The sequence below is a fragment of the Actinomadura sp. 3N508 genome (assembly GCF_044326375.1).
GTDB lineage: Bacteria > Actinomycetota > Actinomycetes > Streptosporangiales > Streptosporangiaceae > Spirillospora.
The window spans coordinates 236561-261964 of the sequence record NZ_JBIRAX010000010.1; the positions used below are offsets into that span (position 1 = coordinate 236561).

Sequence of the window (25404 nt, forward strand, 5' to 3'; positions counted from 1 at the left end):
ATTCACTAAGGAGAGACAGATATGGGCAAGCGCGAAATCCGGAGCTCGGCCGCGCCCGCGCCGCTCGGCACGTACTCGCAGGCCCTGGTCGCCGGCGACTTCCTCTACACCTCCGGCATGGGCCCGATCCACCCGGAGACCGGCGAGGTCGTCGGCACCGACGTCGCCGAGCAGACCCGGCAGGTCCTCGCGAACCTGTCCGCGATCCTCGCCGAGCACGGCCTGGGCCTGGACGACGTCGTGAAGTCGACCGTCCACCTCCAGGACCTGCACCGCGATTTCCCCGCCTACGACAAGGTGTACCGGGAGCATTTCAACGAGCCGTACCCGGTGCGGACCACCGTCGGGTCCGACCTGATGAACATCCTCGTGGAAATCGATTTCGTCGCCTACAAGCAGAGCTGATGGACTCTTCGCTCTACGTCCTGGTGGAGGATCTGCGCGGCGGTGTCGACGCCGCGCAGATCCTCTCCCATGGCGTCTCGTCCATTACGATCGGCGCCGCCTACCACCGCGCACGCGACGTGACCCCCCACGGGCGCACCCGCGTGACGCTGCGGCACGACGGAATCCATTTCCCGCCCGGCGACCTTTTCGACGGGCTCCGCCTCGTGCCGCCCGTCCAGCGGAACGCCGACCGGGAACCCCTGCGCGCCCTCCGCGAACAGGCCCGTGAGCTGGACGTTCCGCTGCACGGCTGGGGCGTGTTCCTGCACAACACCACCCTCGGCCTCGCCTTTCCGGACGTCACGCAGGAGAACTGCTTCGGCGACCGTGCCGCGCCCGCCGACCTGTGCCCGTCCAACCCGGACGTTCGCGCATACGCCGTCGCGCTTGGCCGCGCCATCGCCCGCCAGGGAATGGACTCGGTCGTCACCGAGTCCCTGCATTTCGGGACGTTCGGGCACGGCTATCACCACGAACGCTCCTTCGTCGACCTAGGCCCGGCCGCCGAATTCGCGCTCGGCCTGTGCTTCTGCGCGCACTGCCAGGCCCGCATTCCCGCCGCCGAAAAGGCGCGGGAAGCCGCATCCCGCCTGGCCGCCTCCGTCCTTGACGGCGGCCCGCCCGCCGGCGAGATCCCCGCCGCCCTTGAGGAGTACGCCCGCGCCCGCACGCCCATCGTCACGTCCCTGGCCGCCGAGGTCGCCGAGGCCGTGGCGGGCGAAGGGTCGGCCCTCACGTTCCTCGACCTGACCGGCGCCGTGAAGGGCTACGCCGACGGACGTCCCACGGGAGCCCCGGCCGCCGGCTCCGCCTGGCAGATCGGCGTGGACCCGGCGGCCGTGAGCGAGGTCGTCCCGTCCTACGCGATCCTCTGCTACGCCCACGACGAGGCCCGCATAGCCGAGGACGTCGCCGCCTACCGGACGGCGCTCGGCCCGGCGACCACGCTCCGCGCCGTCCTGCGCCCCGGCCTCCCGGACACGGCGTCGGCCGAGCACCTCGCGGCCAAGGTCGAGATGGCGCGCGCGTCGGGCGCGGACACCGTGGACTACTACCAATATGGCCTGGTCCCAGTACCAATTCTCGCCCGCATCCCCCGCAGGGCGACCGATCTTGGACATGAGGCCCCCGCCCACCGGACGTGAGGTTACGGTGAGCCCCGGACAAGAGGACATCTCGGTACGGGAGCGCTGCGTGACCATCGACGAAATCCCGGACGACATCCCGACCTCCGCACGCGTCTACGGCTGGTATCTCGGCGGCAAGGACAACTACGAGGTCGACCGGCAGTTCGCGATCGAGCACCTGCCCGAATTCCCCGAGGGCCTGGACGTCACCAGGGCGAACCGGCTGTTCCTCTACCGCGCCGTCCGCTACCTCGTCCAGGACGCGGGGATCAAGCAGTTCATCGACATGGGCTGCGGGCTGCCGACCGACGACAACGTCCACCAGGTCGCGCAGCGCTTCGCGCCGGACGCCCGCGTCGTCTACGTCGACATCGACCCGATCGTCCTCATCCACGCCCGCGCCCTGCTCGCCGGCGACGGCTCCACGACCGTCATCACCGCCGACATGCGCGACCAGGACACGATCCTGAACCACGAGGACACGCGCCGCCTCATCGACTTCAACGAGCCGGTCGCGGTGCTGTTCCTGTCCGTCGGCCACCACCTGCCCGACGCCGACGACCCACGCCGCATCCTGAGCACCATCCTCGACCGCGCCGTCTCCGGCAGCCACCTGGCGTTCTCCCAGGCCGTCACCGAGAACGCCGCCCGCGGCGCCGACCTTCAGGCCCGCATGACCGGCGCCGGAATCCCCTGGCAGACCCGTAGCCGTGCCGAGGTCGACGCCCTCATGGACGGTCTCGTCCCCGTCGACCCGGGCCTCGTCGACGTCGAAGACTGGCGCCCCGACCCCGGTCAGCCGCCGCTGGCGCCCGCCCCTGTCGAGATCGCGCATTTCCTGGGCGCGTCCAAACTCAGCCGCGACATCCGCGAGTACGGCGGCGTCCTCCGCAAGCCATAGCCAGCCTGCGGCGGTGCGTCTCATTCTTCCGGTTCGCTCGTCAACTCGCGGAGGAACTCCTCGGCGCCATCGGGGGCCGACAGCAGTTCGTCCAGCAGTTCGTAGGCGACGAGTTCGGCCCGCAGTTGCGGCATACCGTCACGTGCCAGCCGCTCGCGCAATTGCCGATGCGCCGATTCCAGCAGCACCGCTTCCGGCGCACTGGCGGTTTCGCGCGCGGCCTCGACGGCGACGGCCCCGGCGCCAGAATCGCCGGAAATCGACTTCTCTTCGGGTCGGATGCCGTCGCCGTCCCCCTTCGTATCCGGATCATTCCCGGCATCCGTTTTCCGGTCGCCGCTCTTCTGGCCGCGCGCCGCGACGGCGAGCGAGACGATGGCGACGGCGTTTCTCAATTCCCGCGAGCCGAGCAGTTGGCGCAGGCTTTCGGCGGAGTCGGCCAGCGCCCGCAGGATGACGGGCAGTTCGCCGATCAGGGCCGTCAACGCGAACCCGCCGGGCTCGGCCCCGGGCCGGGGGAACAGCCCGGCGCGGGCCCGCCCGCCGGCCGCGTACGCCTCCCCCACCTCGGTGGCGAAGTCGGCCTCGTTCGGGGTGACCCGTGTCGCGATCTTCATCGTCCAGCCCGCGACAACGTCCATCCGAGTTCCTTTCGACGTACGGGGCCGGCCCCATCCGGCCGGACGTCTTCGAGCCCGAATCATGCCACGCGCTTTCCGTCCTCCAACGAGGCCATCTCTTTGAGGATGGGACGCAACTCATCCACAAATCGGACCGTAAACGAAGCGCCACCAGAAAAGACCCGGACACACCCATCGTCGGCGACCAAAAGAGAATTCAGAGGGCGCGCTGAAACAGCCGGTTCCGGCCATCGATTTCGACGGTTCGCTCACCACTGCGGCGATTGTGATCAGACCTGGGTAGCCTCGGGACGTGCCTGTTGGTGATCTCCCACTCCCGCCGACGTTCGAAGCGTTGACCTCCTGGGCCGGTGCCGGGCGGGTGGTGCGGGCGGCCGAGTCCGACGTGGCGGACTGGCGGCTTCCCGGACCGCAGAAGGCGGCTCTGGTCTCCTGCGGCATACCGCTGATCGATGATCTGGTGGACGCCGTGTCGTTCTACGCGGAGCCGGCGATGTACCGGCTGGCACGCATGGGCGACGAAGCGTCCGCCTTGGGATGGGCGTACAGCGCCGCGTCAGACAGCGGAGAGGTACTGGAAGCAGGGGTTCCGGACGGCGGCGCGAGGTTCGTCAACTCGACGATCAACCACTGGCTGTGCTCGCTGCACCTGGTCGGCAGCCGGCTCACCAGCTCAACCGTGATCGGCCGCTGGGACGAAGACGAACAGACCGAAGCAGAGGCACTCGCAGAGCTAGCCGACCTGGTCGAACAGATCAGGCTTCTCGACCCGCCCGCCATCGGGGACGGCGACCACGAGACTCGATTCTGGCCCGCAGTGCTGGACCGATGGCTCTTCTAATCGACCCAGGGATGACGAATGACCGACCCCGTCCCCACGGTCCCCGAACTCAACTGTCGAGTGTGACGCCAGGGTGCTCCAGCGCCCAGGCGCAGATGGCGGACAGCGGCTGCTGCAAGGTTTCGCCGAGCGTGGTCAGGGCGTACTCGACATGCTGCGGGGCGGTGTCTTTGAGCACCCGTCGCTCGACCAGCCCGTCACCTTCCATGTTCCGCAGGGTCTCGGTCAAGACCTTCTGCGAGATGCCGGGGAGCCTGCGGCGCAGTTCGGTATGCCGCTGCGGCCCGGCGAGCAGCGCATAAATCAGCAGGATCCGCCACTTGGCGGCCAATCGCTCCAGCGCCTGCCGGGTCGCGCAGCTTTCTTCCAGGACGTCGGGTATCACCGGTGTCAAGCTGGTCTCCCGTGTGGAGGGGCACCTCCAGGTGCCTTCTGGCCGGTTCAAGATCAAATCACGTACTGTCCGGTCATGACAGAGCTTAGGGTCCACACGTACACGGCGGCAGAGCCTGGGATCTTCGTCAACAGCTATCTGCTGGAGACGGCGGACGGTGTGGTCCTCGTCGATGCCGGGTTGCTGGTGTCCGATGCACGGGCACTGGCCGCGCGGGTCGCGGCGTTGCACAAGCCACTGGTGGCGGCGTTCGTGACGCATCCCCACCCGGATCACTTCAACGGGCTGCCCTACGCGGTCGGCGACGACGTGCCGGTCTATGCGACGGCATCGGTCGCCAAGGTGATCGAGGAGACCGCGGTCGCCAAGCGGGAGCAGTGGCAGCCCACCTACGGCGACGAGTGGCCGGACCGGTTCCGGGTGCCGGACCATCTACTCGACGGCGGCGGCACCGTCGACATCGCCGGACTGCGAGTCCAGGTGCACGACGTCGGAGCCGCTGAGAGCCATGCCGACTCCTACCTCCTCGTCGAGGCCGGCGAGAAGCGGAACGCCTTCATCGGCGACCTGGCCTTCGACGGCGTGCACTCCTACACGGCGGACGGGCATTCCGGTGCGTGGCTGGAGACCCTCGACCGGCTGGTGGACGAGCTGGCCGGGGTGCCGCTGTATCCGGGACACGGCGCACCCTGCGACCTCGGCCTGCTGACCCGGCAGCGGCAGTACCTGCTCATGTATCGCGAGGCGGTGGGACGGCTGGCGGCCGGTGCACCGAGCCTGAGCGAGCCGCAGAAGCTGGAGCTGACCCAGACCATGACCCGTTACCTGCCGGAGGCGCCCCTGAACTGGCTGGTCGGCCTGGGCGCGGACGCCGTCGCCGCCGAGCTCGCCGCATGATCGACGATCGACGCCCGGGAGGGCCCATGACCGCTGCCAAGGCCGAGCGAATCACCTTCGGCAGCGAAGGCGTCGAGCTGGTGGGCGGGCTTCGGTTCCCGGACACCGGCGATCCGCGACCCGCCGTCGTGCTCACCGGCCCCTTCACCGGGGTGAAGGAGCAGGTCGTCGGCACCTACGCCGAGCTGCTCGCTCAGGCCGGGCTCGTCACGCTCGCCTTCGACCACCGGGGCTTCGGGGAAAGCGGCGGACGCCGCCAGCACGAGGACGGTCAGGGAAAGCTGGCCGACCTCAGGGCCGCGGTCGGTGTGCTGGCCGGCCGGCCCGAGGTGCGTCCGGCCCAGATCGGAGTGGTCGGTGTCTGCCTCGGCGGCGGCTACGCGATGCGGGCCGCCGCCACGGACTCCCGCGTGAAGGCCGTGGTAGGAATCGCGGGGGCCTACAACAGCCCGGCCCGGTTCGCCCAGGCCATGGGTATCGACGCCTACCGGTCCGCCCTGGGCGGCTTCCTGGACCGGTACGACGAGTACATGCCCGCGGTGGCGCCCGATGACGGCGAGGCCGCGATGGCGGGCGATGAGCCGTACGCCTACTACGGCACCGCCCGCTCCGCCTCGCCGTACTGGCGCAACGAAGTCACCAGGGGATCGCTCCACTCCCTGATGACCTTCGACGCTCTCGGCGCGGCGAGCCTCCTGGCCGCCACGCCGCTGCTGATCGTCCACGGAAGGACCGACGCCTACTGCTCACCCGAGCTGGCTCGGGAGCTCTACGAACGCAAGCCGGGCGACAAGGAGATCCTCTGGCTGGACGCCGACCAGCACATCGACCTCTACGACAGAGAACCGCACGTCAGCCAGGCCGCCCAGGCGACCGCCGACTTCCTCCACCGGCACCTCGGCGCCTGACGGCCGGGAACCTCGTCGCCGAGCTCACCGGCGCCGGCCTCGACCTGACCGATTCCTCGCTAGGCAATCCCGCAGATTGGGCATGGCCGATCCGGGCCCGCGCCTCCCCCCGCACGTGATCAGGCGTGCAGGGTGGGCCGGTAGATGAGCTCCTGGACGCGGCCGTCGAGCGTCCGGGTCTCGATCAGTTCGAGGTCGAAGTCGGCCGCGTCCTCGAAGACCGGGTCCAGCCCGCTCTGACCGGTGATCACGGGAAAGAGCGTCACCTGGACCCGGTCGACCAGGCCCGCGGCCATCAGCGCCCGGTTCATCGCGAGGCTGCCGTGCGAGCGCAGCGGCACCCCGGACTCCTCCTTGAGCCGGGCGACGACGTCGACGGCGTCGCCCCGCTCAAGGGTCGCGTCCGGCCAGCCGGCGGTCGTGTCCAGGGTGCTCGACACCACCGTCGCCGGAAGGCCGACCATCCGCGTGACCCACGGGTCGCGCACGTCGGACCCCTCGGTGCCGGCGGCCAGCATCTGCGTGAACGCCCGGTAGGTGTTGGCTCCGAAGACCATCCGCTGCTCCTCGCTGTACAGCGCGAGGCGGTGATCGAGGAGTTCGGGGCCTTGCTTGCCCCAGTAGCCGGTCCAGTTGCCGCCCGCGGCGCCGAAGCCGTCGAGGCTGGAAAAGACGTCGAAGGTGTAGGTGACGGTCATGACAGACTCCTCGGCTATGCGGATCCCCGGGCTCGGCCGGCTCGTCGAAGACACCGGACTGGGTTGGTACCAGAGTGAACCTGTCCCTGTAGCGGTGTTGGGTAACGCGCCATGTCGCTTCATCGTTGACGGCTATGCCGATGACGCTGCGCCAGAGGAGTTCCACGCCGCGATCCAGACGTTCCTGGCACTGGACGCGTCAGCGTTGACCGCGGCCACGCCATCGATCTTCGCCTACTACCGCGATATCACGGACGACGTCCTGGCCTCCGGTGACGACGACTGGTACGTCGAGATCGCAGGTCCGGACGACGTCCTCGACCATGTCCGGTTGGGGAACGAGCCGATGGTCACCCGAGACCTGGGCGGCGACGATCATGTCTATGTCTCGCTTGAGTGCGAATGCGACTGGGAGGAGGAGCACGGCCTCCAGATCGTGTTCCGGGACGGCCGCACGGTGACCAAGGTCGGCCCCTACGACGGTCACCTGACCAACTCGTCCGCCTGGGCTGACGACTCCCTCGACGGAATCGTGTACCACCATCCGCGTTGACGTCACACGCCGGCTGTCCGGGGCATGAGCCGGTCGGCAAGGGCCCTGACCTCGGCGAGCAGGCCGGGCGGCGGCTGGTCCAGGTCGAGGGTGTGCTGGTGGATGGTGATCCCGGTGTGCCGGACGCGATGGGCGGCGTGCGGAGCGTTGCCCTTCGCGTAGATGAGGTGGCCGTCCGGGAGCCGGAGGGCGGTGCAGTAGGCGAGCATCTGGTACAGGTCGGCGTCGGGGAAACCCTCGGGCTTCTCGGCCTTGTACTTGGCGTCGGCGACAGCCTGCGGGGTTCCGGCATCGGTGTAGTGGACGAAGTCGGGCACGATCCGGATCGCGCTGTCCACGTCCAGGTGATGGGAAGCCTGGAGCACGCAGCGGCCGCTGCTCGCGCTGAGCGCCTCGCGTAGGGCGACCGTGACGAAGTCCTCGAAGACGCGCGCCATCTCGAGCAGGAAGCCGCTAACGACGGTGTCTCCGGGCCGATGCTCGACGGACGCGCCGCGCAGCACGAGCTCGGCGAGCCGCACCGCAGGCTGATACCGGACGTTCAACCGCGTGGGCGCCACACCGGTGGCTCGTGGCCCCGTCCGATCGGGGTGACGTCGGCCAGCCGGACGCGCAACCTCAGCAGCCTGCCGCGCAGGTCCCTCGAAAGGCCCGGCAGGCGCAGGAGCCGATCGGTGGCGGTCCGCAGCAGCCGGTTCTCGGCGATGTCCGTCGTGTACTCGTCGTGGACGATCTCGACGGCCGGGAACTCGCCGTGATGCCGCCGGATCTGGTCGGCCTCGCGTAGCCGCCCGCGCATGACCAGCGACGTCTCCTCGGTCGTCCGATACCCCTGGAGAAGCCCCTGCCGGAGCGCGCGGTCGGCCTGCCGCTCGAACAGGCGGGCGAGGGCGGGCAGGAGTTCGGGTTCCGCGTCGAGGGACACGTCGTCGTCCCGCCAGCCCTTGGCGCCGAGCGCGTAGCCGAGCAGGAACAGCAACCGGCGGATCGGCACCTTCGGCGCGATCCGGATCGTGAGGGACTCGCCGCCGGGCCCGGTCACGGTCGCGACTCCGACCTTGCCCGCGGCCTTCAGCCGCCACCGTCCCGGAACATGGGGATCCGGCGCGGCCTCGACCGTACGGGACGCGGCCACGGCCCGGCCGAGCGCCCCGGACAGGGGCAGCGACAGCGCCGCCCCGTGCTCGGTGAGCGCGACGTCCGTCATGCCGGAGGCGGCGCGATCGCGTCGCGCAGGGACGCCAGCCCGTACTGCTGCTCGATCTTCACGTCCTCCCCGTAGTGGTACTCCTCCAGCAGCGGGAGGATCTTGGTGCGCCAGGTGCGCTCCAGCCCGCCGTCCCGGTAAACGCCCGGCTTCATCAGGTAGGACGGCCCGACCTGGAAATCGGGGTCGGAGATGCGGCGGTTCAGCTCGTCCAGCAGGTCGGCGGGCTCGGGGTCGCGCCCCTTCGCGGCGAGCCAGCGGCGCAGCATGCCCTTGGTCGGCTCGGCGCGCGGGGCCAGCTCGACGAACGCGAACCGGCGGCGCATCGCCGCGTCCACCAGCGCGATCGACCGGTCGGCGGTGTTCATGGTGCCGATGACGAACAGGTTCGGCGGCAGCGCGAAGTCGTCGCCGGAGTAGGTCAGCCGCACCGACCGGTTGCGGTACTCCAGCAGGAAGTACAGCTCGCCGAACACCTTCGCCAGGTTGGCCCGGTTGATCTCGTCGATGATCAGGAAATGCGGGACGTGCCGGTTGCCCTCGCCGGAGGCGAGATCGGCGAGCTCGCGCAGCGGCCCCGCCGTCAGCCGGAACGCGACCTGCCGGGTCTCCGGATCTTCCTGCGGCCGGAACCCCTCGAAGAAGTCCTCGTAGGCGTAGGACGGGTGGAACTGCACCAGCTTGACCTGCTCGGGCCCGCCGCCGAGGAACTCCGCCAGCTTCTGCGCGAGGTAGGTCTTCCCGGTGCCGGGCGGCCCGTAGAAGATGAGCTGCCGCTCGTCCCACAGCAGATCGCGCACCTCCCGCAACCACCTCGCATCATGAACGAGCAACTCCTCCGCAAGCCCTTCACCAGGCTCAGGCAGCGCCAGTTCCCGCCGTGCGGCCAGGGCGCTGACCGCGCTTCCCACGGCGTCCTGCGCCTCATCCGCGAGTTCCTCATCGGTCAGGCCGAGCCCGTCGATGATGGCCTGGACGGACGTGAGGTCGGCGACGTCCCGCTGGATCGAGAGCTTCTGCTGGACCTCCTCGGGAAGCTCTCCGAGAAGGTATCCCGCGTTCTGCCATTCCACCGGACGTCGGAGGTCCCACAGGCCGGACTTCGCCCTGGTCTGTGAGACGGGGCCGGTGATCTTACCGACGTGAAGCCTTCCCTCGAAGATCGTGCACACACCATCGTCCGGCTTCATCCGGGATAGGAAGATGTAGAGCTCATCGACCAGTCGTCGCCTCGCGTTGTACGACATGGTCTCGTGGGCTTCTTCCACCAAGCCGCGCAGCGCGTCCTTGCTCATGCCCTGGTCGAGGCCGCCCCCCTCGGCCCACGCCGCAGCCAGAGCCACGGTTCCTTCCGGTAGCCAAGACTCCTCGAAGAAATCGGCGTGCACGTGTGTTGAGCGGACGAGCCAGGTGCGCCGCCGACCCCATCCCTCCTGTGCGAGGTAGTCTCCGAGTGGGTGACCCTCTGAGCTCTTCCAGTCCTCCAGACCGTTGGAACTGCGGCCGAGCAGGATCTCCGCAGCGGCGGATGAGGAGTTGCAGGTAATGTCCCTGGCCGCCTCTAGATGGTCGGGCCACTTCGTTGAATTCACCAGCGCACCTTCACTCAGCAGTTGCTCGCGAGTTCGGTGTGAAGACGGGGTGTGCAGGTGAAAAGACGGGGCTGGGTCACGGCGCGCCGGAGAACCTGCGAGTACCTGGAATTTCAGGCTCCCGTTCTGGCCCACCTCGTCCAGCAGCCGTCCGTGTGCCAGGGGGCCGCCGTTGGGGAGGCGGAGTTGGAACTCGGGGTACTCGTCGGCCATCGGACTCCCTCGTCCTATGGGTCGGCGGCGGGCGGCGCGGTCAACCTAACACCGGGCTCCGACAGCGACGAGCCGGGTCAGGTGGCGTGGCGCCAGGGGTTTCCGGGGAGGTCGCCTTCCTGGCCGTCCGCGCGCCTCAGCCGTACCTCGCGTTCTTCGGTCGCGTGGCCGATGTCGAAGAACTGGAGGCCCGCGTCCGCGAAGACCTTGGAGAGCCGCGACGCTTCGTCTTCCGCGACGGTGAAGACCAGCTGGAAGTCGACCGAGTCGCCCAGGATGACCGAGGTCAGGTCGCCATCGGTCAGCCGCGCGACCTCGGCCACCACACCGTCGACGGGGAGTGCGCCCTCCTCGACCACGAAGCCGACGCCACTCGCCGCCGCCAGCGACTGGACACCGGCCTTCAGCCCGTCGGAGGTGTCCTGGCAACTCGTCACCACGCCGCTCGTGCTCAGGCAACGCCCTTGCCGGACGAGCGCCTGCGGCCGCCGCCATGCGGAGATCAGCGCCTCTTCCTTGGCCCGGGTGAGTTTCGCCCCCGTGCCGGTGCCAACGCCGCCGAAATAGCGCTGGGCGGATGCCGCCAGCCCTGTCGGGCCGGTTACGCAGAGGCGGTCTCCCGCGCGGGCGCCGGTGCGCAGCAGTGATCCGCCTCGCTCGACGATGCCCACGGCGGACGCGGACAGGATGATCCGTTCCGCGCTGCCGATATCGCCGCCGACGTTGGGCGCGCCCACCTGCCGGCACGCGTCGCGGATCCCTTCCATGAGGGTCGTGAAGTCTTCGTCCGGCAGTGACCGTGGATAGCGGACGACCGTCAGGAGCGCGATCGGGAGCGCGCCCATGGCGGCGATATCGCTGAGGTTGGCCATCGCCAGGTAATAGCCGATGTCGTAATTCGACAGGTGGCCGAGCTCGTACAGCTGGAACTTCGGCCCGCGGACGTAGTCCGATCCCATGACGATCTCCATGGGGCCGTCGATTCCGAAGACCGCGCAGTCGTCTTGGGCGTCGGCGCCCGCGAGCAGTTCGGCGCGGGCTCCGCCCTGCAGCCGCTGCGACCATCCTGACTGCCCGCCGAACATTGGCGCGATGATGTCGGCCAGCCGCGTCGGCTCGTCGGAGGCGGTGCCGAAGCTCTGTGTGGAACCCATCCGATCCTCAAATTTCCGCGGGGTGTCAATGGCCTGAGGCTGCGGGGGCCAACGCCCTAAGGCAGCGAAAGCCTCCAGTGTGCGGTTTCTTTCAGCGTCGCTACCAGAACGTCTTTCCGGACGACGACCGCGTAATCCCACTCCGGGTCTTCGATGCCCAGGAGCCGCCCTGCCACTGATCGGAGATATTGCCGAGGCCTTGCCTGCACCGCAGCGTACACCCGGTGTTCGGCGGCGTCCCCGCAATAGAAATACGGGAGATCGTCATGCCCGAACTGTTCTAGATCGGCGAGACCGCGCAGGCTGGTGGGCGCCAGGCCGTCCCGCATCATAAGGGCGTTGACCTGGTCGAACGGCAGGGGAAGTAAGTGGATATGGGCGTGCGTGACGCATGCGGACCCGTCCATCCGCATTGTGGAGCCATGCTCAAGAAATACGGGCTCGCCGAAACTTGCCGCGTATGGGGGAACTATCTGTTTGAGTGCCGTTGTCACCTCTTCGGAGTGCTCGCACATCACCGCACCGAAGCTGACATAGTGGGCATTGGACACCAGGAGAAGATGCCCCCGGGTCAGCGGCGACATATCCGCGAGTAGCGCGAGGGTGCTGCCGTGTCCGATGATCCTTCCCGGCGGAGATCCTTCGTAGATGCGCTGGAAGGCGACGTCCTCGGCCCCGGCGAGCTCCTGGCAGAAGTCGGACCCGACGCAATAGGCTCGTTCGGCCACGGATCACCTCGACCGCAATTCGGACTGGCTTGTTCGCCTCTTTTGACGGACCGATATATGGCTCAAGCGAAGTCGGCAGCCTTATTGTTACTCATTCCGGGTATGGTTTGGCAAGCCCATGGCGAGATTGCGATGTGCCGAGCGGGGATGAGCCACAGATGAAGGTGTCGGCGGCGCGTGCCATAGACCGCTTAATCGTGCTGGCCGCGACGGTCACACTTGCCGGCAGGCAGTACGGCTTCCCGTCGGACGAGTTGTGGCGAGACGTCGAAATCGAATACTCGTACGCCATGGTCGCCCTGATTCTGGTCGCCGGCTTCTTCGGTGTCGTGGCCCCCTCCGAGTCGTGGTCCCAGCGGCTCCACGTCGAGCGGCGGCTGGCCATGCGCAGGCATGTCCTCACCGCGTTCGGGCAACTGGTCGAGGTTTGCGCGGCCGTCACACCCACGATCGCGGTGAGCGATCCGGGGTTGCATATCTGGCAACGCAAGCGCAATTACCGGCATCCGCTGCGCGGTGAGCTCACCCGGGTGGCCACATACCGTCTCGGCGCGTCCCCGGCGACTCGCAGGATTCGTCCGACGCTGGGTGTCGGCGTTGTGGGACTATGCTGGAAGCTCGATCAGGAAGTCAGCGTTGATGTGGCGAGCCTTGCCCGAGACCTGGTCGACGAGGACGCATTCACCTCATTCCGGGCACAAAACGGCATTGACGCCGTGATGGGGTTCAGCTGGGAGGAGTTCCAGCGTTACCGCCATCGTGGCGCGGTATTCGCCACCCCCATCAGAAACGGTCGTTCCAGGTTCGTGGGCTGCGTCAGCTTCGACGTCTCGCATGGCCATGATGCCCTCGATGTGCAGCGCATCTGGCATATCCTCAATTCGTTGAGCTTCGTGGTCGGGGAGGATGGGTTCGAAAATGTCTGAGGTGCGCGAGATCACCCGCGAGACGTGTGCCTGCTATGACGCCAATGCGAACTCTTATGGCGAAGCCTCCGAAGATTACGGCCGTTTTCCGGGCCTGCGTGCGGAGGTCGTCGAGTTCGCGCGGCTCGCACCTCGCCCCCTCCCCGTCCTGGACCTCGGATGCGGCGGCGGCCGGGACGCCCGGCTCCTGGCATCGCTCGGCCGCACGGTGGTCGCGGGTGACTATGCCGCGTCCATTCTCGAATGGGCACGCGGCCGGTCCCGGGAAGAGCGCCGCGCGCCCGGCTTCCTGCGGCTGAACGCCCTGGCGCTCCCGCTCCGGGACGCGTCGATCGCCGGAGTGTGGGCCTCGGGGAGCCTGCTCCACATCCCGTCGGCCAGGATGGAACGCGCCCTGGCCGAGATCCACCGCGTCCTGACCCCCGGGGGCATCGCGGCGATCAGCATGCGGATCGGGGACGGCGAGGGCTGGAAGAACGGCGGATCGCTGGACGGGCGGCGCTGGTTCACATTCGTCGATCCGGACACGTTCGCGGTTTGCCTGGAGGCGGCGGGTTTCGCCGAGGTCCGGATCCGCTTCGCCGGCCGTCCGGGCTGGTTCATCGCGGTCGGCACGCGGTAGCCCCGGAGGTGGCCCGCCCTATTGCCAGGCGTCCGGGTCGGAGTTGGGCGCGGCCTTGCGAATGCCCCCGCGGGGGTCATCGACATCGCCATGATGCCGGGGGATCAGGTGGATATGCAGATGATCGATGCTCCGCCCGGCCGCCTTGCCGTCGTTGATACCGATCGTGTACGCCTCGGGAAAGTACTTCTCGTCGATGAGATCCCGTGCCTCGCGCATCAAGGTATAGGCGCTGAGGACTTCGTGGCCGTCCAGCTCGAAGAACGAGACGACATGCCTTCTGGGCACTATCTCGACATGCCCGGGATTGGCGGGAAAGTTGTCGAAGCGCGCATAGAATAACTCGTTCTCGCAGAGAATCCTGTTGAGCGACCGGTCATTCGGTTGGCAGAAGATGCAGCCGGGAGCGCTTCCAGCGGGCGGAGATTGGGGCCCGCTACTCTCCCCTTGCCCACGGCGCCGAAGGAGGATATCGATCAGGAGCCGGAGTCTCTGGCCTCGTCCTCGGCTCGACATATGCCCGATGAGCATCGTATTTCGAATCTCCCCCGTCGCCCAAACGTGTGGGTCTGCGGAAAATGACGATCAAGCGCGGACCGGGTACGCGCGGTCATGACTTCGCAGATGGTAGCGGCTGGCTTCGCCGTGCGAAGGCGAATGGTCACAGGAGTCATCGCTGCCACGGTAGATCTTCACGGTTGGCTACGTCACAAATGTCGTATCCGCCCACTAGTACACGTTACGACTCTGACGTTTCAGACTGCAAGGTTTCCGCTTCGCGAGAATGAGCCGCTTTCCCAGTATCTGCCCGGTCACAGCCGGTCGGCACGACCCCTGTCCCACATGGTCAGCGACACGGAAGGACTGCCACGACTCACCGAATCGGGGGCCGCCGGGGTGGCCGACACTAAACGATCAATGCGTCCCGGCCCCGTCCGGACCCCGGACTCTCTAGCCGACGCGCGCTGCGCACCCACGAGAAGGTCTCAGCGCATATCCGCGGGGCCCTCAAGCTCGGCGCCCTGGCCCCAAAGCCCGCTGGTCAGAGCGCCCGCCCCGCCGCACGAGCAGGCCCAGGCGGCTCGGGACGGGCGTGCTCACAGCACCTCCAGGGATGCCCCGCGACCAGATGCGGCCGAGCTCGAGCGCGCCGCCTTCATCAGGGACGCCAAGAAGAACGCGATTGCCGCCGAGGCGCCCCGGGCGCGAGCGACGCAGGATGAGCCCCCAGCCCCCCGGTGTGGACGACAGCGCCGACCACGAGCTTGGTGATGGTGTCGCGTTCGGCGTCGTGGTGCAGCCGCTGGACGTCCACGCCCGATGAGGTGGTGGCCACGCCGGCAGCGTGGTCCGGCCGGTCGGAGCCGGTAGGAGTGAGGACCCGGATGCCGGGTGGCCCGGCGGGCGATTGCTCCAGGTGGACGGTGCGAGTCAGCTTCCGCCGAAGACGGGCCAGCCCCCGGTGGGTTCGGTCCGGGTGTCGACACCGACGGTGAGCGAGACGGTGTAGCCGCCGCTGACGTCGCCGGTCACGGTGGCCAGCTGGCGCGCGCCCCCGTCCTCCTTGAAGATGCCGTCGTTGTCGAGGCTGACCTCCGCCATGCTCTTGACGGACTGCTGGTAGCCCGGCTGCGCGTACGCCTTGTCGCAGGCGTCCTTCGGTAGGGCGATCTGGGAGATCGCGATCGTCTTCGTGGCGTCGGCTATGTCGGCCCTGGTGGAGTAGACCTCGAAATGGATGTGCGGCCAGCGCCCGGGATAGCAGCCGGGGAAGGTGCTGGTGAACCGCACTTTCCCGGCGGCGTCGGCGACCTGCACGCCGCGTAGGTAGTTCTCGTTCTTGATGCTTTCGGTGTACATGGAGTACGCCCCGTCGCGGTCGCAGTGCCAGACGTAGACGGCTGCTCCTGCGAACGGCGCGGCTTTCTTCGCCAGATCGGAGATCGTCAGTTCCAGCGTCATCGGCACACCATCAGCGGTGCCGCTAGCCGTACCGAAACTGGACCTGATGTCGCTGCGGACGATTCCGCTCTGCTCCAGGACGTCCGGCCCATTGGACCCGTCGCCCGGGTAGGGACCGGCCATCTCGTCCGGGATCTCGCCTGACGAGACACCCGCCGACGCCGAACCAGACGACGAACCGGAAGCGGGACGGGAAGACGAACCGGACGCGGAACCGTCTCCGCCGCCGCAGGCCGCGAGGCCGAGTCCGACCGCCCCAAGACCGAGCAGTCCCAGCATCCGCCGTCGTCCCAGAAGGGTCCCGAGATCGAAGCCGAGCCCTTGGTCGACGATCTCCTCATCAGGACGAACAAGAGCGCGACCCTCGAACTGACGGAACTCATCCATGAAAACGCAGCCTAGAGGCCCGTTGACCTGCGGCGAGTTGTTGCTTTCCACCCGTCCATGACAACAACTCGCCGCTAGTCAACAAGGCGAACACGCGCGGGCTCGGCCCGGTCACGGCGCCGCGGGCAGGTCAACGCAGCGGGTGTGCGGCGGCGGTGGACTGGATGGCCGTCCGTAGGGCCGCACGGGTCAGCAGGAGGACGGGCCCGTCCGAGTCCTTGCTGTCCCGCACCGCCACCACACCGGCCACGTCCGCCAGCTCGACACACTCAGCACCGTTGGAACCGCTGTGGGTGCTCTTGCGCCACTTGGCGTTCGTCAGGCGCGGAGTTCGGTCAGGCGTGCGTAGAGCGTCGCGAGGCCGGGTGGGGTGTAGGGCGGGGGCGTGGTGTGGCGCTCGCCGTTGGCCGGAGGCGCGAACATTCCCACCGGGTAGAAGAAGACCCGGCGTTCGGCGTCGGGCGTGCGTAGGTACACCTCCCAGTAGCGGAGCGACGCGTGCAGGGTGATCTCGGTGATGTCGTCCCAGGCGTAGTGCCAGCGGCGCCATGCGCCCACGATCGTGATGCCCTGGTCGTCGACGATCGCTCGGCCGCGCAGCGCGGCGACGGCCGTCACGAGGGACGCGGTGAGGACGGCCAGAAGGATGATCGCGCCGAGTGTCTGCAGGTACGGCAGACCTCGGAGCAGGGCTCGTCCGAGCAGGCCGGTGCTCACGGCAAGGAACACCACCAGTGCGGTCATGATCGACAGATAGCGGTAACAGCGCACGGTCCGACGTTCCATGCGGCAGTTGTCTAGCAGACTCGGGGGCCGGTCATACGAAGCCCCGTCCAGAACTACCGGACGGCTGGCGCGTAACGCCCTCGTCCCCGAAGAGTCAGTCGCCGATCTGTGCCAACAGGGCGGCGTCCGCGATGTCGATTCTCTTGCGACCTGCTCGGGACGGCTGCCGAACGAGGCCGCGCGGGGTTATGCGGTCTGCAATGTGTGCGGTTCGCTTGTGAGGGTGTCGAGGGCGGCTTGCGAGGCCGGGTCGGCGGCTCGGTAGACGACGAGCCGCTGGTGCGGGTCCTGCAGCGGGGCGAGCACTTCGAACTCGACGGTCAGTGGCCCCGCCTTCGGGTGCTGCAGGCGCTTGTGCCCCCGCCCGTTCACCCTGACGTCGCGCCGCGCCCACAGCCGGACGAACTCCTCGCTGCCCGAGGTCAGCGCCGCGACCAGGTCGCTGAGCGCGCCGTCGTCTGGGTGGGCGGCGCACGCGGCGCGCAGGTCGGCGATGCCCTCGCGGATTATCTGTTCACGGTCACGGTAGAAGCCGCGCATCGCTGGGTGGACGATGCACAGCCACATCGCGTTGCGCTGCCCGTCCGGCAGTTCACCGAAGTCGAGCATCAACGCGGCCATCTCGCGGTTCCAGGCGAGGATGTCGAAGCGGTGGTCGAGCAGCATCGCGGGCAGCGGAGACAGGTCGTCGACCAGCCGCGCGAGCGAGCCCGCCGCCCGGCCGGAGCCGACCGGCCTGCTCGCGGGCCGCTGCCCGGCCAGATCGAACAGGTAGCCGCGCTCGTCGTCGCTCAGCCGCAGCGCGCAGGCGAGCGCGTCCAGCACGCTCGGGGAAGGGCGCAGGCCCCGGCCCTGCTCCAGGCGGACCACATAGTCGACGCTGACGCCGGCGAGCTCGGCGACCTCCTCGCGGCGCAGGCCAGGGGTGCGCCGGGGCCGCTCGGACGCGGGCAGCCCGACATCGGACGGAGCGAGACGTTCCCGTCGGGCACGTAAGAACGCCGCCAGTTCCCGGGTGGTGTCCATCGCCTCGATCCTACGACCGTGGGTGGGAGAGCCCGTCCCAGGAAGAGCTTTCCCTGGCCGCCATCCCACGGCTCCCGCAGCCTGGACACGGCACCACCACACTGAGGAGAACACCGTGGAACTCGACACCTACCGGCTGCTGGGACGCTCCGGCCTGCGCGTCTCACCGCTGTCGCTCGGGACGATGACGTTCGGGACCGACTGGGGCTGGGGCGCCGACAAGGACGAGGCGCGCCGCATCTTCGACGCCTACGTCGACCGGGGCGGCAACTTCATCGACACCGCCAGCCAGTACACCGGCGGCACGGCCGAGCGCCTGCTCGGCGAATTCGCCCGCGCCAGGCGGGAACGCCTCGTGCTGGCCACGAAGTACAGCATGAACAGGCGTCCGGACGACCCGAACTCGGGCGGCAACCACCGCAAGAGCCTGGTCGCCTCGGTCGAGGAAAGCCTGCGCCGCCTGGACACCGACTTCATCGACCTTCTCTACGTGCACGTCTGGGACGGCACGACCCCGGTCGAGGAGGTGCTGCGGGGACTGGACGACCTCGTCCGGGCGGGCAAGGTCCTGTACCTCGGCATCTCCGACACCCCGGCCTGGCAGATCTCCCGCATGCAGACGATCAGCGACCTGCGCGGCTGGGCACCGCTGATCGCCCTCCAGGTCGAATACAGCCTCATCGAGCGGACCACCGAACGCGACCTCATCCCCATGGCGCGCGAGCTGGGCTTGGGCGTCGTCCCTTGGTCGCCGTTGGCGAGCGGTGTGCTGACCGGCAAGTACACCCGCGCCGACCTGGCCCACGATGGCGGCACGGACAATCCCGAAGGAACGCGCAGGAACGTCGCGGCCGCCAACGGGTCGCTGACCGAGCGCGGCCTGGACATCGCCGACGTGGTGCGGGACGTCGCCGCCGAGATGGAACGGACACCCTCCCAGGTAGCGCTCGCCTGGACACTGCTTAACCCGGCGGTCACTGCGCCGATCGTCGGCGCCCGCACGCTCGGCCAGCTCGACGACAACCTCGGCGCGCTGGACGTCCACTTCACCGACGGCCACCTCGCCGACCTGGACAAGGCCAGCACGATCGACCTCGGCTTCCCCCACGAGTTCCTGGCCCGCCCCATGCCCCGCCGCGTCATCTTCGGCGACACCCGCATCGAAAACCACGCATGAGACCCACCGCGATCACGCCGCCGCCGCGAGACCGAAACGCCCACGCCGAGAGCGCCCACCCTCGACGGAGGCCCTGGAAGGTGGCGGCGGATCGCCTCCATGACCTGCGACGCCAGACGTCACCCGACGCTTGGGACCGGCCACCATAGCCGCCTCGCTCTGCGGGCTGAGCTGCGATCGTGCCTCGCGGCCGTAGGCGGCTCGGTACTTTCGTACGAGGCAGACTAGGCCTGCCGGTCCGAGTACCGAGCGCCTACCGCTGATGCGCTGACGACGAAGCGTCTGGGACGACGCGCGGTTCCCCGTCGACCTGGCCGCCACGATTCGCAACGCAGGGCTCGTCCCTCTCGAAGCCCTGAACCCGGCTCTGGGCTGGGACTGATGGTGCCGCTGCCGATGGTGCGGATGGGCTCGCGGTCCTCGCTGGCGGCGGCGGCGTTCGGGACGATGGCGGCCTGCTCCGGCAACGGCGGTGAGTCACTTGATCTGAGCGGCGTCAAGGCGTACGACCTGCTCACCAAAGAGCAACTAACCGCCTTCGGGCTGGACATGTGAGCAGCCGGTCTCACAGCAAGGGCAGCTCCAACTGCGTATGGAAATCGCTCATCGACCGCTTCGGCGGTGGCTACGGGCTCTCTGTCGTCCTCACGGCGCACCGTCCGAACGACTTCGTCCGGGACAAGGGCGAGAAGACCGAACCGATCGCCGGGTTCGAAGCCGCCGAGTTCGGTGACGGCATCAGCATCGCGACGGGCCCGGACAAGAGCGTGATCACTGTCGACCCCGCCAACCAGATCAAGATTCCGGTCCGGGAAGGGCGCAAGCGGTAATGGACAACCTGCGACAGGAGCCATAGAGCGGGAGGCCATGGGAGTTGGCGGCGGAGCTTGTCCAAACCCGGCCGGTCCTCGGTCAAATGAGGCCGCATCTGGCCTGAACGTGGGCCTCCTCGCGTGCGGCGAATCGTGTGAATGTGCTCCTGACTCTAATCTCCCACTCTGGAGTTACCCCGTGGTAAAGATCAAGCTGCTGGCGCACGCCCTGCTGCTTCCGCTCGTGGCCGGATCGGCGTTCATGAACACGGCCGTCAGACCGGCCACGGCGGCCGAGGATCCCAAGGCGGGCGATGCTTGTACGGCCGCCGACCTGGGCAAGAGACATCCGTTCATCAAGAGCGCGGTGACCGATCCCACCATCACCCATTTCAAGGGGTACTACATCACCGACGGCTCGACCGGCACCCAGACCGTCACCATGAGCACCCAGACCGTGGTCACGGTCGACGTTGGCGGCACCACCCAGATCAGCAGCGGGTTCAGCATCGGAGCCCTGTTCAAGGTCGAAGCGTTCGTCAACCGCACGGTGCGAAAGTCCACGGCCACCACCAACGCCCAGTCCCAGACCATCACCTGGAACTTCCTCAAACCCGGCTACTACGGCCTCTACCAGGGGACGAGCAAGGTCACCGGCGTCTACGGCAGCCTCAACTGCGGCCGCGTCGACCTGGGCGGCGGCCGGTTCGCCACCCGGTGGGTCGAGCGTCCCGGGGGCACCTACACGACCTTCTCCACCATCGAGGAGGGGGCCGTCCGATGCGAGGACAAGGTGCCCGCCGGCAGCATTATGAGCAAGGCCCAGAAGGTCCTGGGCTGCACCGGCGCCCCGGCACCGGCGCCCCAGCCGCCACCCGCCCCGGTGACCGGCCACGCCCCGGCGCCCGCGGCACTCCCACCGGGTTTCACCTGCTTGGCGGGCTACTACCGCATCGCCACCCCTGATCGTCTGCTGTTCTGGTGGAACGCCGACGGCACCTCCGAGTTCCGGCTGCACGCCTGGGCGAAGTCCAACAGGGTGCAATGGCAGGTCTGCCAGGGACCGACGACCAACGGCATGGTCGAGCACGTCTTCCTCACCCGCCAGAGCAAGAAGTGCCTGACCTTGAAGGCCGCGGACGCGCCCACGGAGAACGCCCTGTTCGTCGAGGATGAATGCCGAACCGTCGACGATGGCCAGCGCTTCTACGTCTACCAGGACGTGCCTGGCACGAACCTAGTCGGCCTGCAGAACAAGATGAGCGGCTTCATGATCGGCCAGGAACGCATAACCGACAACGAAACCATGCGCCAATACAGCACGGGCAGACCAGACGGCACAGGAACCTACGTCCTGGAGCCGATCCCGTAGAAACAGCCGATACTTCCCGAACTCACGGTGAGATCGGCAAAATGCAACTGAAGACCTCCAGGAGTCAAGGGGTTCCGCATGACAGAATGCGGAACCCCTGACAGTTGGCGGAAGCTGACCCTGACCTTGGCGAAGGCGCAGGCGTGGCATCGGGGAGGTCAGGGCAGTCCAGATTGGCGTGGTCCCGATCTGAGAGACACCGCAGGTGTCCACGCAGAATATTGTTGCGCTGGTGAACCGGGCATCCACCCGATCGCGGTCGCCGCCGCGCTCGCTTCCTGTTACGAACCCTCGCCGTACAGAATAAGAACGCTGGACGGCCGTGCGGCCGAAAGAAGTAGAATATCGCAACGAAGAAGCTGAGGCGTACTGAGAAAATGGAAGTTGATCGAAATGTCCAGAAGCGAAACGGGAAGTGGGTGGGCTCCTGTGGCGCTTGATGGCAAGGCCAGCCGCTTGTTCGCCCGTGGAGCACAAGTTTGCTACCAAACGAAGAGTGTGGACGACCTTGATTGACAACAGGACAACCTGGTTCGGCATTCGTTGCGTATTCCGAGATTCGATCACCGGCACCTATGAGGAGCGAATCACCCTCTGGGAGGCGAAGGATTTCGACGATGCAATATCCATGGCAGAGTCTGAGGCGCTTGAATATGCGAGCATATTTGATGGCGTTTCATTTGCTGGCCTGACCCAGGCCTACCTTGTAGGGGATGCTCCGGGTCACGGGAGTGAAGTTTTCTCTCTTATCCGAGAGAGTGATTTGAATCAGGAGGATTATATAGCTCGATTTTTCGACACTGGAGATGAGCGTCAACGTCATGCTGATTGAGATCGTTGTTTGACCGGTGGAGCGTAACGCTCACGTATTCGCAATGCACCCTGCCAGTGCCTCATGCAAGCTAGAGGGGACGTGGACAGGCAGGGGCGGGGGGCGTACGCCGTCGCTTTGCTGACCGAGGCCTCGTGGGTGAGTTCGGCGTCCGGGCGCCAGGAGGGGTGCAGCTCCCCATCCGAGGTGTAGGCGACCACGAGTTCGAAGCAGCGTCCGAGCTGGTGCAGGCGGTCGAATCGGCGCATGAACCGCGAGCTGGCCGGTGTCCTGCACCGGCTCCCCACACCACCTCGACCAGCTTGCCGCCAACGGCCTGCGGGAGGTCGCGTTCGGGATCGAATCGGGCGGCAAACGAATGCTGGCCCACATCGACAAACGCATCACCCCCGCCATGGTCCGCTCGGTGGTGCGGCGACTCACCGAACGCGGCATCGCCGACAAGGGCTATTTCATCCTCGGCCTGCCCATCGAGACCCGCGCCGAACCCGCCCACACCGTTCCGCAGGGCAGCACCGAACGTTCGCGCCAACGACCACGAGAGAGGGCTGCGATGCCCACCGAAACGATCTTCCCCGAGTACAACCGGTTCCTCATCGGCCCGCCCGGCTGCATGCCAGGCTCAGCCGACCCACCCGCAGCCAACGGGTTGGCCGAGGCTGCGCGCGACCCCGCCGGAGCCGCCCTGATCGACACCGGCGTGAAAGACGATCCCATCACCGTCACCGCCGAACTAGCCGACCGGCAGCCCGCCGTCGACGCCGAAGCGTGGGAGGACATCGTCGTCATCGGGATCGACTGGACCGGCGGCCCCATGCAGGTCGTCGGCGCCGACGACACCGTGGCGCCATCGCTGATGACGTTCACCCCCGACCTGCCACCAGGCCGGATGATGATCCTCGTCGCTGCGCGGAACCGCGACTACGGAGAAGCACGCGGCGACGACGAGCCCACCGAGGAATACCTGCTCATCGCGTGGCCTGGGGATGAACCGGACCAGGCGATCAAACAGGAGAGCCTCCACGGGGCGGACATCCGCCAGGACCGTCAGGAGCAGGACGCCCTGGTCGCCGAAGGCAAGGGACCCTGAGTGCCCCTTCCTCACCCGGGAACGTCGCGAATCGCAGAGCACGCGAACCCGCGATAGGTCGATTCAGAAGCCCTGATCGACCGCAGCGAGGTCGAGGAGCGACCCGTCTGAGCCAGCATCTCGTAGGCGGCCTCCTCGGCGTCCGTCGACAGCTCTGGATTAGGAACGGGCGCTCAGTGGCCGTGTCCGCGGTCGCGGCGGCACTTAAGACTGAATAGGGCGGCATCCGCGTGAACGCATCCAGCGAATGGACCGGCACCTTCATGGCGATCGAGCACGAACGCCCCGCGACCTCCGCGCGCCGCCGTCCCGACTTCTACCTGGGTTGCCATCCCTATCGGGCGCAGAACGCCAATCGTCGTCCTCAAGAAGGGAGTGCACCACCGAGTCCCGTCAGGCTCCGCGCAGGCGAAGGTGGCCGCGGATCCGCCCCTCCTCGATCATGTCGAGCTTGGTCATCAGCCGCGCCGACATGGCATTGTCGGGGCTGCGAGCGCCCCATAGCCGATGCAAAACGAGGTCTTCGGAACCGAGCTGGAGCAGCAGCCGCACCGTTTCAGCGCCGAGGCCCTTGCCCCACCGGTCGGCGCGCAAAGCGAACCCGAGCTGAGCACTCGACTGGCCTGGATGCTGGGCATCCACGGCTAGGCGCGCAAAAGCCGATCACCTCGCCGCCGGTCGCCGACTCCACCATGAGGATGGCTCGGCGCTACGGCCGGAATGGATCTCCCAGCGTTTCGACGCCCTGATCGAGCGCTACAACACCGTTCGTAGGCGGCGTTCCGAGGATGGCTGGCCCGTCGACCGCATCGCTCGACGTCATCGGATCAGCACACGGACGGTGAAGGTCGCCATCGACAGCGGCCCACTGCGACCCATCCGGTTCCACGATCTCCGGCACGGAGCGGCGACGCTCGGCCTGCTCGGCAAGGTCGACATGAAGGTGATCAGCGCGACGCTCGGGCACTCGCGATCGTCATTCACGGCCGACACCTACACCTCGGTCCTGCCCGAGGTGGCCAAGGCCGCGGCCGAAGCGGTGGCCGCCGTGGTGCCGCTGCGACGTGATGGCCACACCATGGCCACACCAGACACCGAAAACGCCCCCGCCGAGAGTGCTCACCCTCAACGGAGGCGCTGGAAAGTGGCGGAGGATCGGGGATTTGAACCCCGGATGGGCTTGCACCCAAACCGCATTAGCAGTGCGGCGCCATAGACCGGACTAGGCGAATCCTCCAGTAGCCGTCAGGCCCAGACAGGTTACCGGTTCGGCGCGCCAACCGGCAAAGTCTGGCCCGTGGGTCCCAGCAGCATAGTCGGAGTCGACGGCGCTGCGCGAAGATGGCGGGTCGGCGTTCCGCTCCCGAGGCCGCGGGAGCGGATCGCCGACGGTCAGCCCAGCCGGAAGGCGCTGTACCCGCAGGCGTCGGCCAAGTCGTTGCCGTGCTGCTGCATGGCGGCGGTGTCCGGCATTCCGGCGGACATGTCGCCGGAGCTGAGCTTGCGCAGCAACTCGGCCGTCTTGTCGAGGTCGCCCGCGAACGCGGTGGCGGCGGTCTCGACGTCGCCGCCGGCGTTCTGCCCCTCGGCGCGCACCTTGGCCGCCGTGTCGGAGAACTTCTGGGCCGTCGACGAGGCGCCGCTGGGCGACGTCATCGACGAGCTACCGGTGGTGAAGGACCGGAGCTCCTTCTCGATGTTCTTGCACGCGGTCGTCTTCTTGCCGCCGGCGATGGCGTCGACCGCGCCACAGCCCGTGGAACCGAGCAACAGGCCACCGACGGCGAGAACGCCGACGAGCTTGGTGGCGGACATGCGCATGTGGATTCTCCTTCAGGGGGGTATGGGCATCGGGACGAGCGCGACCTCGCGCGTCACTCCCGTCACAGACACCACTTTGGCGTAACAAGGGCACTAGGGGTTCCGTGACTCAAGTCACGCTCGCGCAACGATGTGCCGGCCAATCGATTCGCGGTCAGGTCGGCGGAGCCGGTACAGTTGGCCCGGCAAGCACCCGTAGCTCAACGGATAGAGCATCTGACTACGGATCAGAAGGTTAGGGGTTCGAATCCCTTCGGGTGCGCACATTTTGTAGGCCCTCTCCGGTCCCG

General features: G+C 67.6%; 30 protein-coding genes, 2 tRNA genes and 2 pseudogenes. 17 read left to right on the forward strand and 17 right to left on the reverse strand.

Going from position 1 to position 25404, the window contains the following annotated elements; genetic code table 11:
- The first annotated feature begins 21 nt into the window (after positions 1 to 21).
- From ACH34S_RS31425 to ACH34S_RS31435, 3 genes are read left to right on the forward strand one after another with little or no spacing between them, the layout of a single operon-like run.
- Positions 22 to 405, forward strand: a complete 384-nt coding sequence (locus ACH34S_RS31425; RefSeq protein WP_395956464.1) for a RidA family protein — start codon at positions 22 to 24, stop codon at positions 403 to 405.
- The gene (locus ACH34S_RS31430; RefSeq protein WP_395956465.1) at positions 405 to 1592 is read left to right on the forward strand and encodes a hypothetical protein; all 1188 of its coding nucleotides are present in this window, start codon (positions 405 to 407) and stop codon (positions 1590 to 1592) included. Before ACH34S_RS31425 ends, ACH34S_RS31430 begins: the two co-directional genes overlap by 1 nt.
- 49 nt (positions 1593 to 1641) lie before the next feature.
- Positions 1642 to 2475 carry an SAM-dependent methyltransferase gene (locus ACH34S_RS31435; RefSeq protein ID WP_395956466.1) on the forward strand — a complete coding sequence of 278 codons (834 nt, stop codon included), beginning with the start codon at positions 1642 to 1644 and terminating at the stop codon, positions 2473 to 2475.
- Positions 2476 to 2495: 20 nt separating this feature from the next.
- Here the strand turns inward: ACH34S_RS31435 and ACH34S_RS31440 are convergent, their stop codons facing one another.
- Positions 2496 to 3116, reverse strand: a complete 621-nt coding sequence (locus ACH34S_RS31440; RefSeq protein ID WP_395956467.1) for a hypothetical protein — start codon at positions 3114 to 3116, stop codon at positions 2496 to 2498.
- Positions 3117 to 3408: 292 nt separating this feature from the next.
- On the opposite strand from ACH34S_RS31440, the gene ACH34S_RS31445 reads away from it, so the two are divergent.
- Positions 3409 to 3957: an SUKH-4 family immunity protein gene (locus ACH34S_RS31445; RefSeq protein ID WP_395956468.1), complete on the forward strand. Its 549-nt coding sequence runs from the start codon at positions 3409 to 3411 to the stop codon at positions 3955 to 3957.
- 49 nt (positions 3958 to 4006) lie between these two features.
- On the opposite strand, the gene ACH34S_RS31450 is transcribed toward ACH34S_RS31445, so the two are convergent.
- Positions 4007 to 4342 carry a winged helix-turn-helix transcriptional regulator gene (locus ACH34S_RS31450; RefSeq protein ID WP_395956633.1) on the reverse strand — a complete coding sequence of 112 codons (336 nt, stop codon included), beginning with the start codon at positions 4340 to 4342 and terminating at the stop codon, positions 4007 to 4009.
- An 84-nt stretch (positions 4343 to 4426) separates the two neighbouring features.
- Between ACH34S_RS31450 and ACH34S_RS31455 the strand changes: the two genes are divergently transcribed.
- Both ACH34S_RS31455 and ACH34S_RS31460 read left to right on the forward strand, forming a co-directional pair.
- On the forward strand, positions 4427 to 5248 hold the full coding sequence (locus ACH34S_RS31455; RefSeq protein ID WP_395956469.1) for an MBL fold metallo-hydrolase: 822 nt from the start codon (positions 4427 to 4429) through the stop codon (positions 5246 to 5248).
- A 26-nt stretch (positions 5249 to 5274) separates the two neighbouring features.
- Entirely contained in the window at positions 5275 to 6156 is an 882-nt protein-coding gene (locus ACH34S_RS31460; RefSeq protein ID WP_395956470.1) for an alpha/beta hydrolase, read from the forward strand.
- Positions 6157 to 6275: 119 nt separating this feature from the next.
- On the opposite strand, the gene ACH34S_RS31465 is transcribed toward ACH34S_RS31460, so the two are convergent.
- Positions 6276 to 6854, reverse strand: coding sequence for a dihydrofolate reductase family protein (locus ACH34S_RS31465; RefSeq protein ID WP_395956471.1), 579 nt, complete (start codon positions 6852 to 6854; stop codon positions 6276 to 6278).
- Here ACH34S_RS31465 and ACH34S_RS31470 point away from each other — a divergent pair.
- Positions 6853 to 7407 (forward strand): DUF6985 domain-containing protein, encoded by a 555-nt coding sequence (locus tag ACH34S_RS31470; RefSeq protein WP_395956472.1) that lies wholly within the window; start codon positions 6853 to 6855, stop codon positions 7405 to 7407. The two genes, ACH34S_RS31465 and ACH34S_RS31470, sit on opposite strands and share 2 nt — an antisense overlap.
- Before the next feature lie 2 nt (positions 7408 to 7409).
- Here ACH34S_RS31470 and ACH34S_RS31475 read toward each other — a convergent pair whose 3' ends face one another.
- The 6 genes and pseudogenes from ACH34S_RS31475 to ACH34S_RS31500 all read right to left on the reverse strand — a co-directional run bounded on the left by ACH34S_RS31475 (position 7410) and on the right by ACH34S_RS31500 (position 12301).
- Positions 7410 to 7928, reverse strand: coding sequence for a hypothetical protein (locus ACH34S_RS31475; protein WP_395956473.1), 519 nt, complete (start codon positions 7926 to 7928; stop codon positions 7410 to 7412).
- Positions 7929 to 7948: 20 nt separating this feature from the next.
- On the reverse strand, positions 7949 to 8614 hold the full coding sequence (locus ACH34S_RS31480; protein ID WP_395956474.1) for a hypothetical protein: 666 nt from the start codon (positions 8612 to 8614) through the stop codon (positions 7949 to 7951).
- A complete protein-coding gene (locus tag ACH34S_RS31485; RefSeq protein WP_395956634.1) occupies positions 8611 to 9957 on the reverse strand; it encodes an McrB family protein in 1347 nt (448 codons plus the stop codon). The genes ACH34S_RS31480 and ACH34S_RS31485 overlap by 4 nt, the downstream gene beginning before the upstream one ends.
- A gap of 120 nt (positions 9958 to 10077) precedes the next feature.
- Positions 10078 to 10419, reverse strand: a pseudogene (locus ACH34S_RS31490) (DUF4357 domain-containing protein); the annotation flags it as partial.
- 77 nt (positions 10420 to 10496) lie between these two features.
- On the reverse strand, positions 10497 to 11573 hold the full coding sequence (gene thiL / locus ACH34S_RS31495) for a thiamine-phosphate kinase (protein WP_395956475.1): 1077 nt from the start codon (positions 11571 to 11573) through the stop codon (positions 10497 to 10499).
- 56 nt (positions 11574 to 11629) lie between these two features.
- Positions 11630 to 12301 (reverse strand): hypothetical protein, encoded by a 672-nt coding sequence (locus ACH34S_RS31500; protein ID WP_395956476.1) that lies wholly within the window; start codon positions 12299 to 12301, stop codon positions 11630 to 11632.
- A gap of 158 nt (positions 12302 to 12459) precedes the next feature.
- Here ACH34S_RS31500 and ACH34S_RS31505 point away from each other — a divergent pair, with 158 nt between their 5' ends.
- Together ACH34S_RS31505 and ACH34S_RS31510 are read left to right on the forward strand one after the other, a co-directional pair.
- Positions 12460 to 13227: a hypothetical protein gene (locus ACH34S_RS31505; protein WP_395956477.1), complete on the forward strand. Its 768-nt coding sequence runs from the start codon at positions 12460 to 12462 to the stop codon at positions 13225 to 13227.
- Positions 13220 to 13849: a class I SAM-dependent methyltransferase gene (locus tag ACH34S_RS31510; protein ID WP_395956478.1), complete on the forward strand. Its 630-nt coding sequence runs from the start codon at positions 13220 to 13222 to the stop codon at positions 13847 to 13849. Before ACH34S_RS31505 ends, ACH34S_RS31510 begins: the two co-directional genes overlap by 8 nt.
- An 18-nt stretch (positions 13850 to 13867) precedes the next feature.
- On the opposite strand, the gene ACH34S_RS31515 is transcribed toward ACH34S_RS31510, so the two are convergent.
- The 5 genes from ACH34S_RS31515 to ACH34S_RS31535 all read right to left on the reverse strand — a co-directional run bounded on the left by ACH34S_RS31515 (position 13868) and on the right by ACH34S_RS31535 (position 18010).
- Positions 13868 to 14380 carry an HIT family protein gene (locus ACH34S_RS31515; protein WP_395956479.1) on the reverse strand — a complete coding sequence of 171 codons (513 nt, stop codon included), beginning with the start codon at positions 14378 to 14380 and terminating at the stop codon, positions 13868 to 13870.
- A 900-nt stretch (positions 14381 to 15280) separates the two neighbouring features.
- Entirely contained in the window at positions 15281 to 16198 is a 918-nt protein-coding gene (locus ACH34S_RS31520; protein WP_395956481.1) for an intradiol ring-cleavage dioxygenase, read from the reverse strand.
- A 130-nt stretch (positions 16199 to 16328) separates the two neighbouring features.
- Positions 16329 to 16520, reverse strand: coding sequence for a DUF397 domain-containing protein (locus tag ACH34S_RS31525; RefSeq protein WP_395956635.1), 192 nt, complete (start codon positions 16518 to 16520; stop codon positions 16329 to 16331).
- Positions 16517 to 16984: a PH domain-containing protein gene (locus tag ACH34S_RS31530; protein ID WP_395956482.1), complete on the reverse strand. Its 468-nt coding sequence runs from the start codon at positions 16982 to 16984 to the stop codon at positions 16517 to 16519. The genes ACH34S_RS31525 and ACH34S_RS31530 overlap by 4 nt, the downstream gene beginning before the upstream one ends.
- Before the next feature lie 186 nt (positions 16985 to 17170).
- Positions 17171 to 18010: a helix-turn-helix transcriptional regulator gene (locus ACH34S_RS31535; RefSeq protein WP_395956483.1), complete on the reverse strand. Its 840-nt coding sequence runs from the start codon at positions 18008 to 18010 to the stop codon at positions 17171 to 17173.
- Between the two features lie 115 nt (positions 18011 to 18125).
- Between ACH34S_RS31535 and ACH34S_RS31540 the strand changes: the two genes are divergently transcribed.
- The 6 genes from ACH34S_RS31540 (at position 18126) to ACH34S_RS31565 (ending at position 23293) form a co-directional block, all read left to right on the forward strand.
- Positions 18126 to 19187 (forward strand): aldo/keto reductase, encoded by a 1062-nt coding sequence (locus ACH34S_RS31540; protein ID WP_395956484.1) that lies wholly within the window; start codon positions 18126 to 18128, stop codon positions 19185 to 19187.
- Between the two features lie 381 nt (positions 19188 to 19568).
- Entirely contained in the window at positions 19569 to 19742 is a 174-nt protein-coding gene (locus ACH34S_RS31545; protein ID WP_395956485.1) for a hypothetical protein, read from the forward strand.
- Complete coding sequence (locus tag ACH34S_RS31550) at positions 19739 to 20017, forward strand: hypothetical protein (RefSeq protein WP_395956486.1); 279 nt, start codon at positions 19739 to 19741, stop codon at positions 20015 to 20017. The genes ACH34S_RS31545 and ACH34S_RS31550 overlap by 4 nt, the downstream gene beginning before the upstream one ends.
- 181 nt (positions 20018 to 20198) lie before the next feature.
- Positions 20199 to 21371: a hypothetical protein gene (locus tag ACH34S_RS31555; RefSeq protein ID WP_395956487.1), complete on the forward strand. Its 1173-nt coding sequence runs from the start codon at positions 20199 to 20201 to the stop codon at positions 21369 to 21371.
- Positions 21372 to 21867: 496 nt separating this feature from the next.
- A complete protein-coding gene (locus ACH34S_RS31560; RefSeq protein WP_395956488.1) occupies positions 21868 to 22203 on the forward strand; it encodes a hypothetical protein in 336 nt (111 codons plus the stop codon).
- A gap of 265 nt (positions 22204 to 22468) precedes the next feature.
- Positions 22469 to 23293 (forward strand): hypothetical protein, encoded by an 825-nt coding sequence (locus tag ACH34S_RS31565; protein WP_395956489.1) that lies wholly within the window; start codon positions 22469 to 22471, stop codon positions 23291 to 23293.
- Between the two features lie 393 nt (positions 23294 to 23686).
- Here ACH34S_RS31565 and ACH34S_RS31570 read toward each other — a convergent pair whose 3' ends face one another.
- Complete coding sequence (locus ACH34S_RS31570; protein WP_395956491.1) at positions 23687 to 23935, reverse strand: GNAT family N-acetyltransferase; 249 nt, start codon at positions 23933 to 23935, stop codon at positions 23687 to 23689.
- 184 nt (positions 23936 to 24119) lie between these two features.
- Here ACH34S_RS31570 and ACH34S_RS31575 point away from each other — a divergent pair.
- Positions 24120 to 24287 (forward strand): annotated as a pseudogene (locus ACH34S_RS31575) (hypothetical protein); the annotation flags it as partial.
- A 151-nt stretch (positions 24288 to 24438) separates the two neighbouring features.
- On the opposite strand, the gene ACH34S_RS31580 reads toward ACH34S_RS31575, so the two are convergent.
- Both ACH34S_RS31580 and ACH34S_RS31585 read right to left on the reverse strand, forming a co-directional pair.
- Positions 24439 to 24530 (reverse strand) — tRNA-Ser (locus ACH34S_RS31580).
- A gap of 155 nt (positions 24531 to 24685) precedes the next feature.
- Complete coding sequence (locus tag ACH34S_RS31585) at positions 24686 to 25114, reverse strand: hypothetical protein (RefSeq protein WP_395956492.1); 429 nt, start codon at positions 25112 to 25114, stop codon at positions 24686 to 24688.
- A gap of 189 nt (positions 25115 to 25303) precedes the next feature.
- Between ACH34S_RS31585 and ACH34S_RS31590 the strand changes: the two genes are divergently transcribed.
- Positions 25304 to 25376: transfer RNA gene (locus tag ACH34S_RS31590), tRNA-Arg, on the forward strand.
- The last annotated feature ends 28 nt before the right edge of the window (positions 25377 to 25404 follow it).

Excerpts from the sequence above, each read along its gene's own strand:
- ACH34S_RS31510 (WP_395956478.1), top strand. The coding sequence starts at position 13,220 with ATGTCTGAGGTGCGCGAGATCACCCGCGAGACGTGTGCCTGCTATGAC.
- ACH34S_RS31425 (WP_395956464.1), top strand. The coding sequence starts at position 22 with ATGGGCAAGCGCGAAATCCGGAGCTCGGCCGCGCCCGCGCCGCTCGGC.
- ACH34S_RS31505 (WP_395956477.1), top strand. The coding sequence starts at position 12,460 with ATGAAGGTGTCGGCGGCGCGTGCCATAGACCGCTTAATCGTGCTGGCC.
- ACH34S_RS31515 (WP_395956479.1), bottom strand. The coding sequence starts at position 14,380 with ATGCTCATCGGGCATATGTCGAGCCGAGGACGAGGCCAGAGACTCCGG.
- ACH34S_RS31530 (WP_395956482.1), bottom strand. The coding sequence starts at position 16,984 with ATGGAACGTCGGACCGTGCGCTGTTACCGCTATCTGTCGATCATGACC.
- ACH34S_RS31455 (WP_395956469.1), top strand. The coding sequence starts at position 4,427 with ATGACAGAGCTTAGGGTCCACACGTACACGGCGGCAGAGCCTGGGATC.
- ACH34S_RS31465 (WP_395956471.1), bottom strand. The coding sequence starts at position 6,854 with ATGACCGTCACCTACACCTTCGACGTCTTTTCCAGCCTCGACGGCTTC.
- ACH34S_RS31440 (WP_395956467.1), bottom strand. The coding sequence starts at position 3,116 with ATGGACGTTGTCGCGGGCTGGACGATGAAGATCGCGACACGGGTCACC.
- ACH34S_RS31520 (WP_395956481.1), bottom strand. The coding sequence starts at position 16,198 with ATGGATGAGTTCCGTCAGTTCGAGGGTCGCGCTCTTGTTCGTCCTGAT.
- ACH34S_RS31535 (WP_395956483.1), bottom strand. The coding sequence starts at position 18,010 with ATGGACACCACCCGGGAACTGGCGGCGTTCTTACGTGCCCGACGGGAA.
- thiL (WP_395956475.1), bottom strand. The coding sequence starts at position 11,573 with ATGGGTTCCACACAGAGCTTCGGCACCGCCTCCGACGAGCCGACGCGG.
- ACH34S_RS31545 (WP_395956485.1), top strand. The coding sequence starts at position 19,569 with ATGGTGCCGCTGCCGATGGTGCGGATGGGCTCGCGGTCCTCGCTGGCG.
- ACH34S_RS31585 (WP_395956492.1), bottom strand. The coding sequence starts at position 25,114 with ATGCGCATGTCCGCCACCAAGCTCGTCGGCGTTCTCGCCGTCGGTGGC.
- ACH34S_RS31430 (WP_395956465.1), top strand. The coding sequence starts at position 405 with ATGGACTCTTCGCTCTACGTCCTGGTGGAGGATCTGCGCGGCGGTGTC.
- ACH34S_RS31480 (WP_395956474.1), bottom strand. The coding sequence starts at position 8,614 with ATGACGGACGTCGCGCTCACCGAGCACGGGGCGGCGCTGTCGCTGCCC.
- ACH34S_RS31470 (WP_395956472.1), top strand. The coding sequence starts at position 6,853 with ATGACAGACTCCTCGGCTATGCGGATCCCCGGGCTCGGCCGGCTCGTC.
- ACH34S_RS31460 (WP_395956470.1), top strand. The coding sequence starts at position 5,275 with ATGACCGCTGCCAAGGCCGAGCGAATCACCTTCGGCAGCGAAGGCGTC.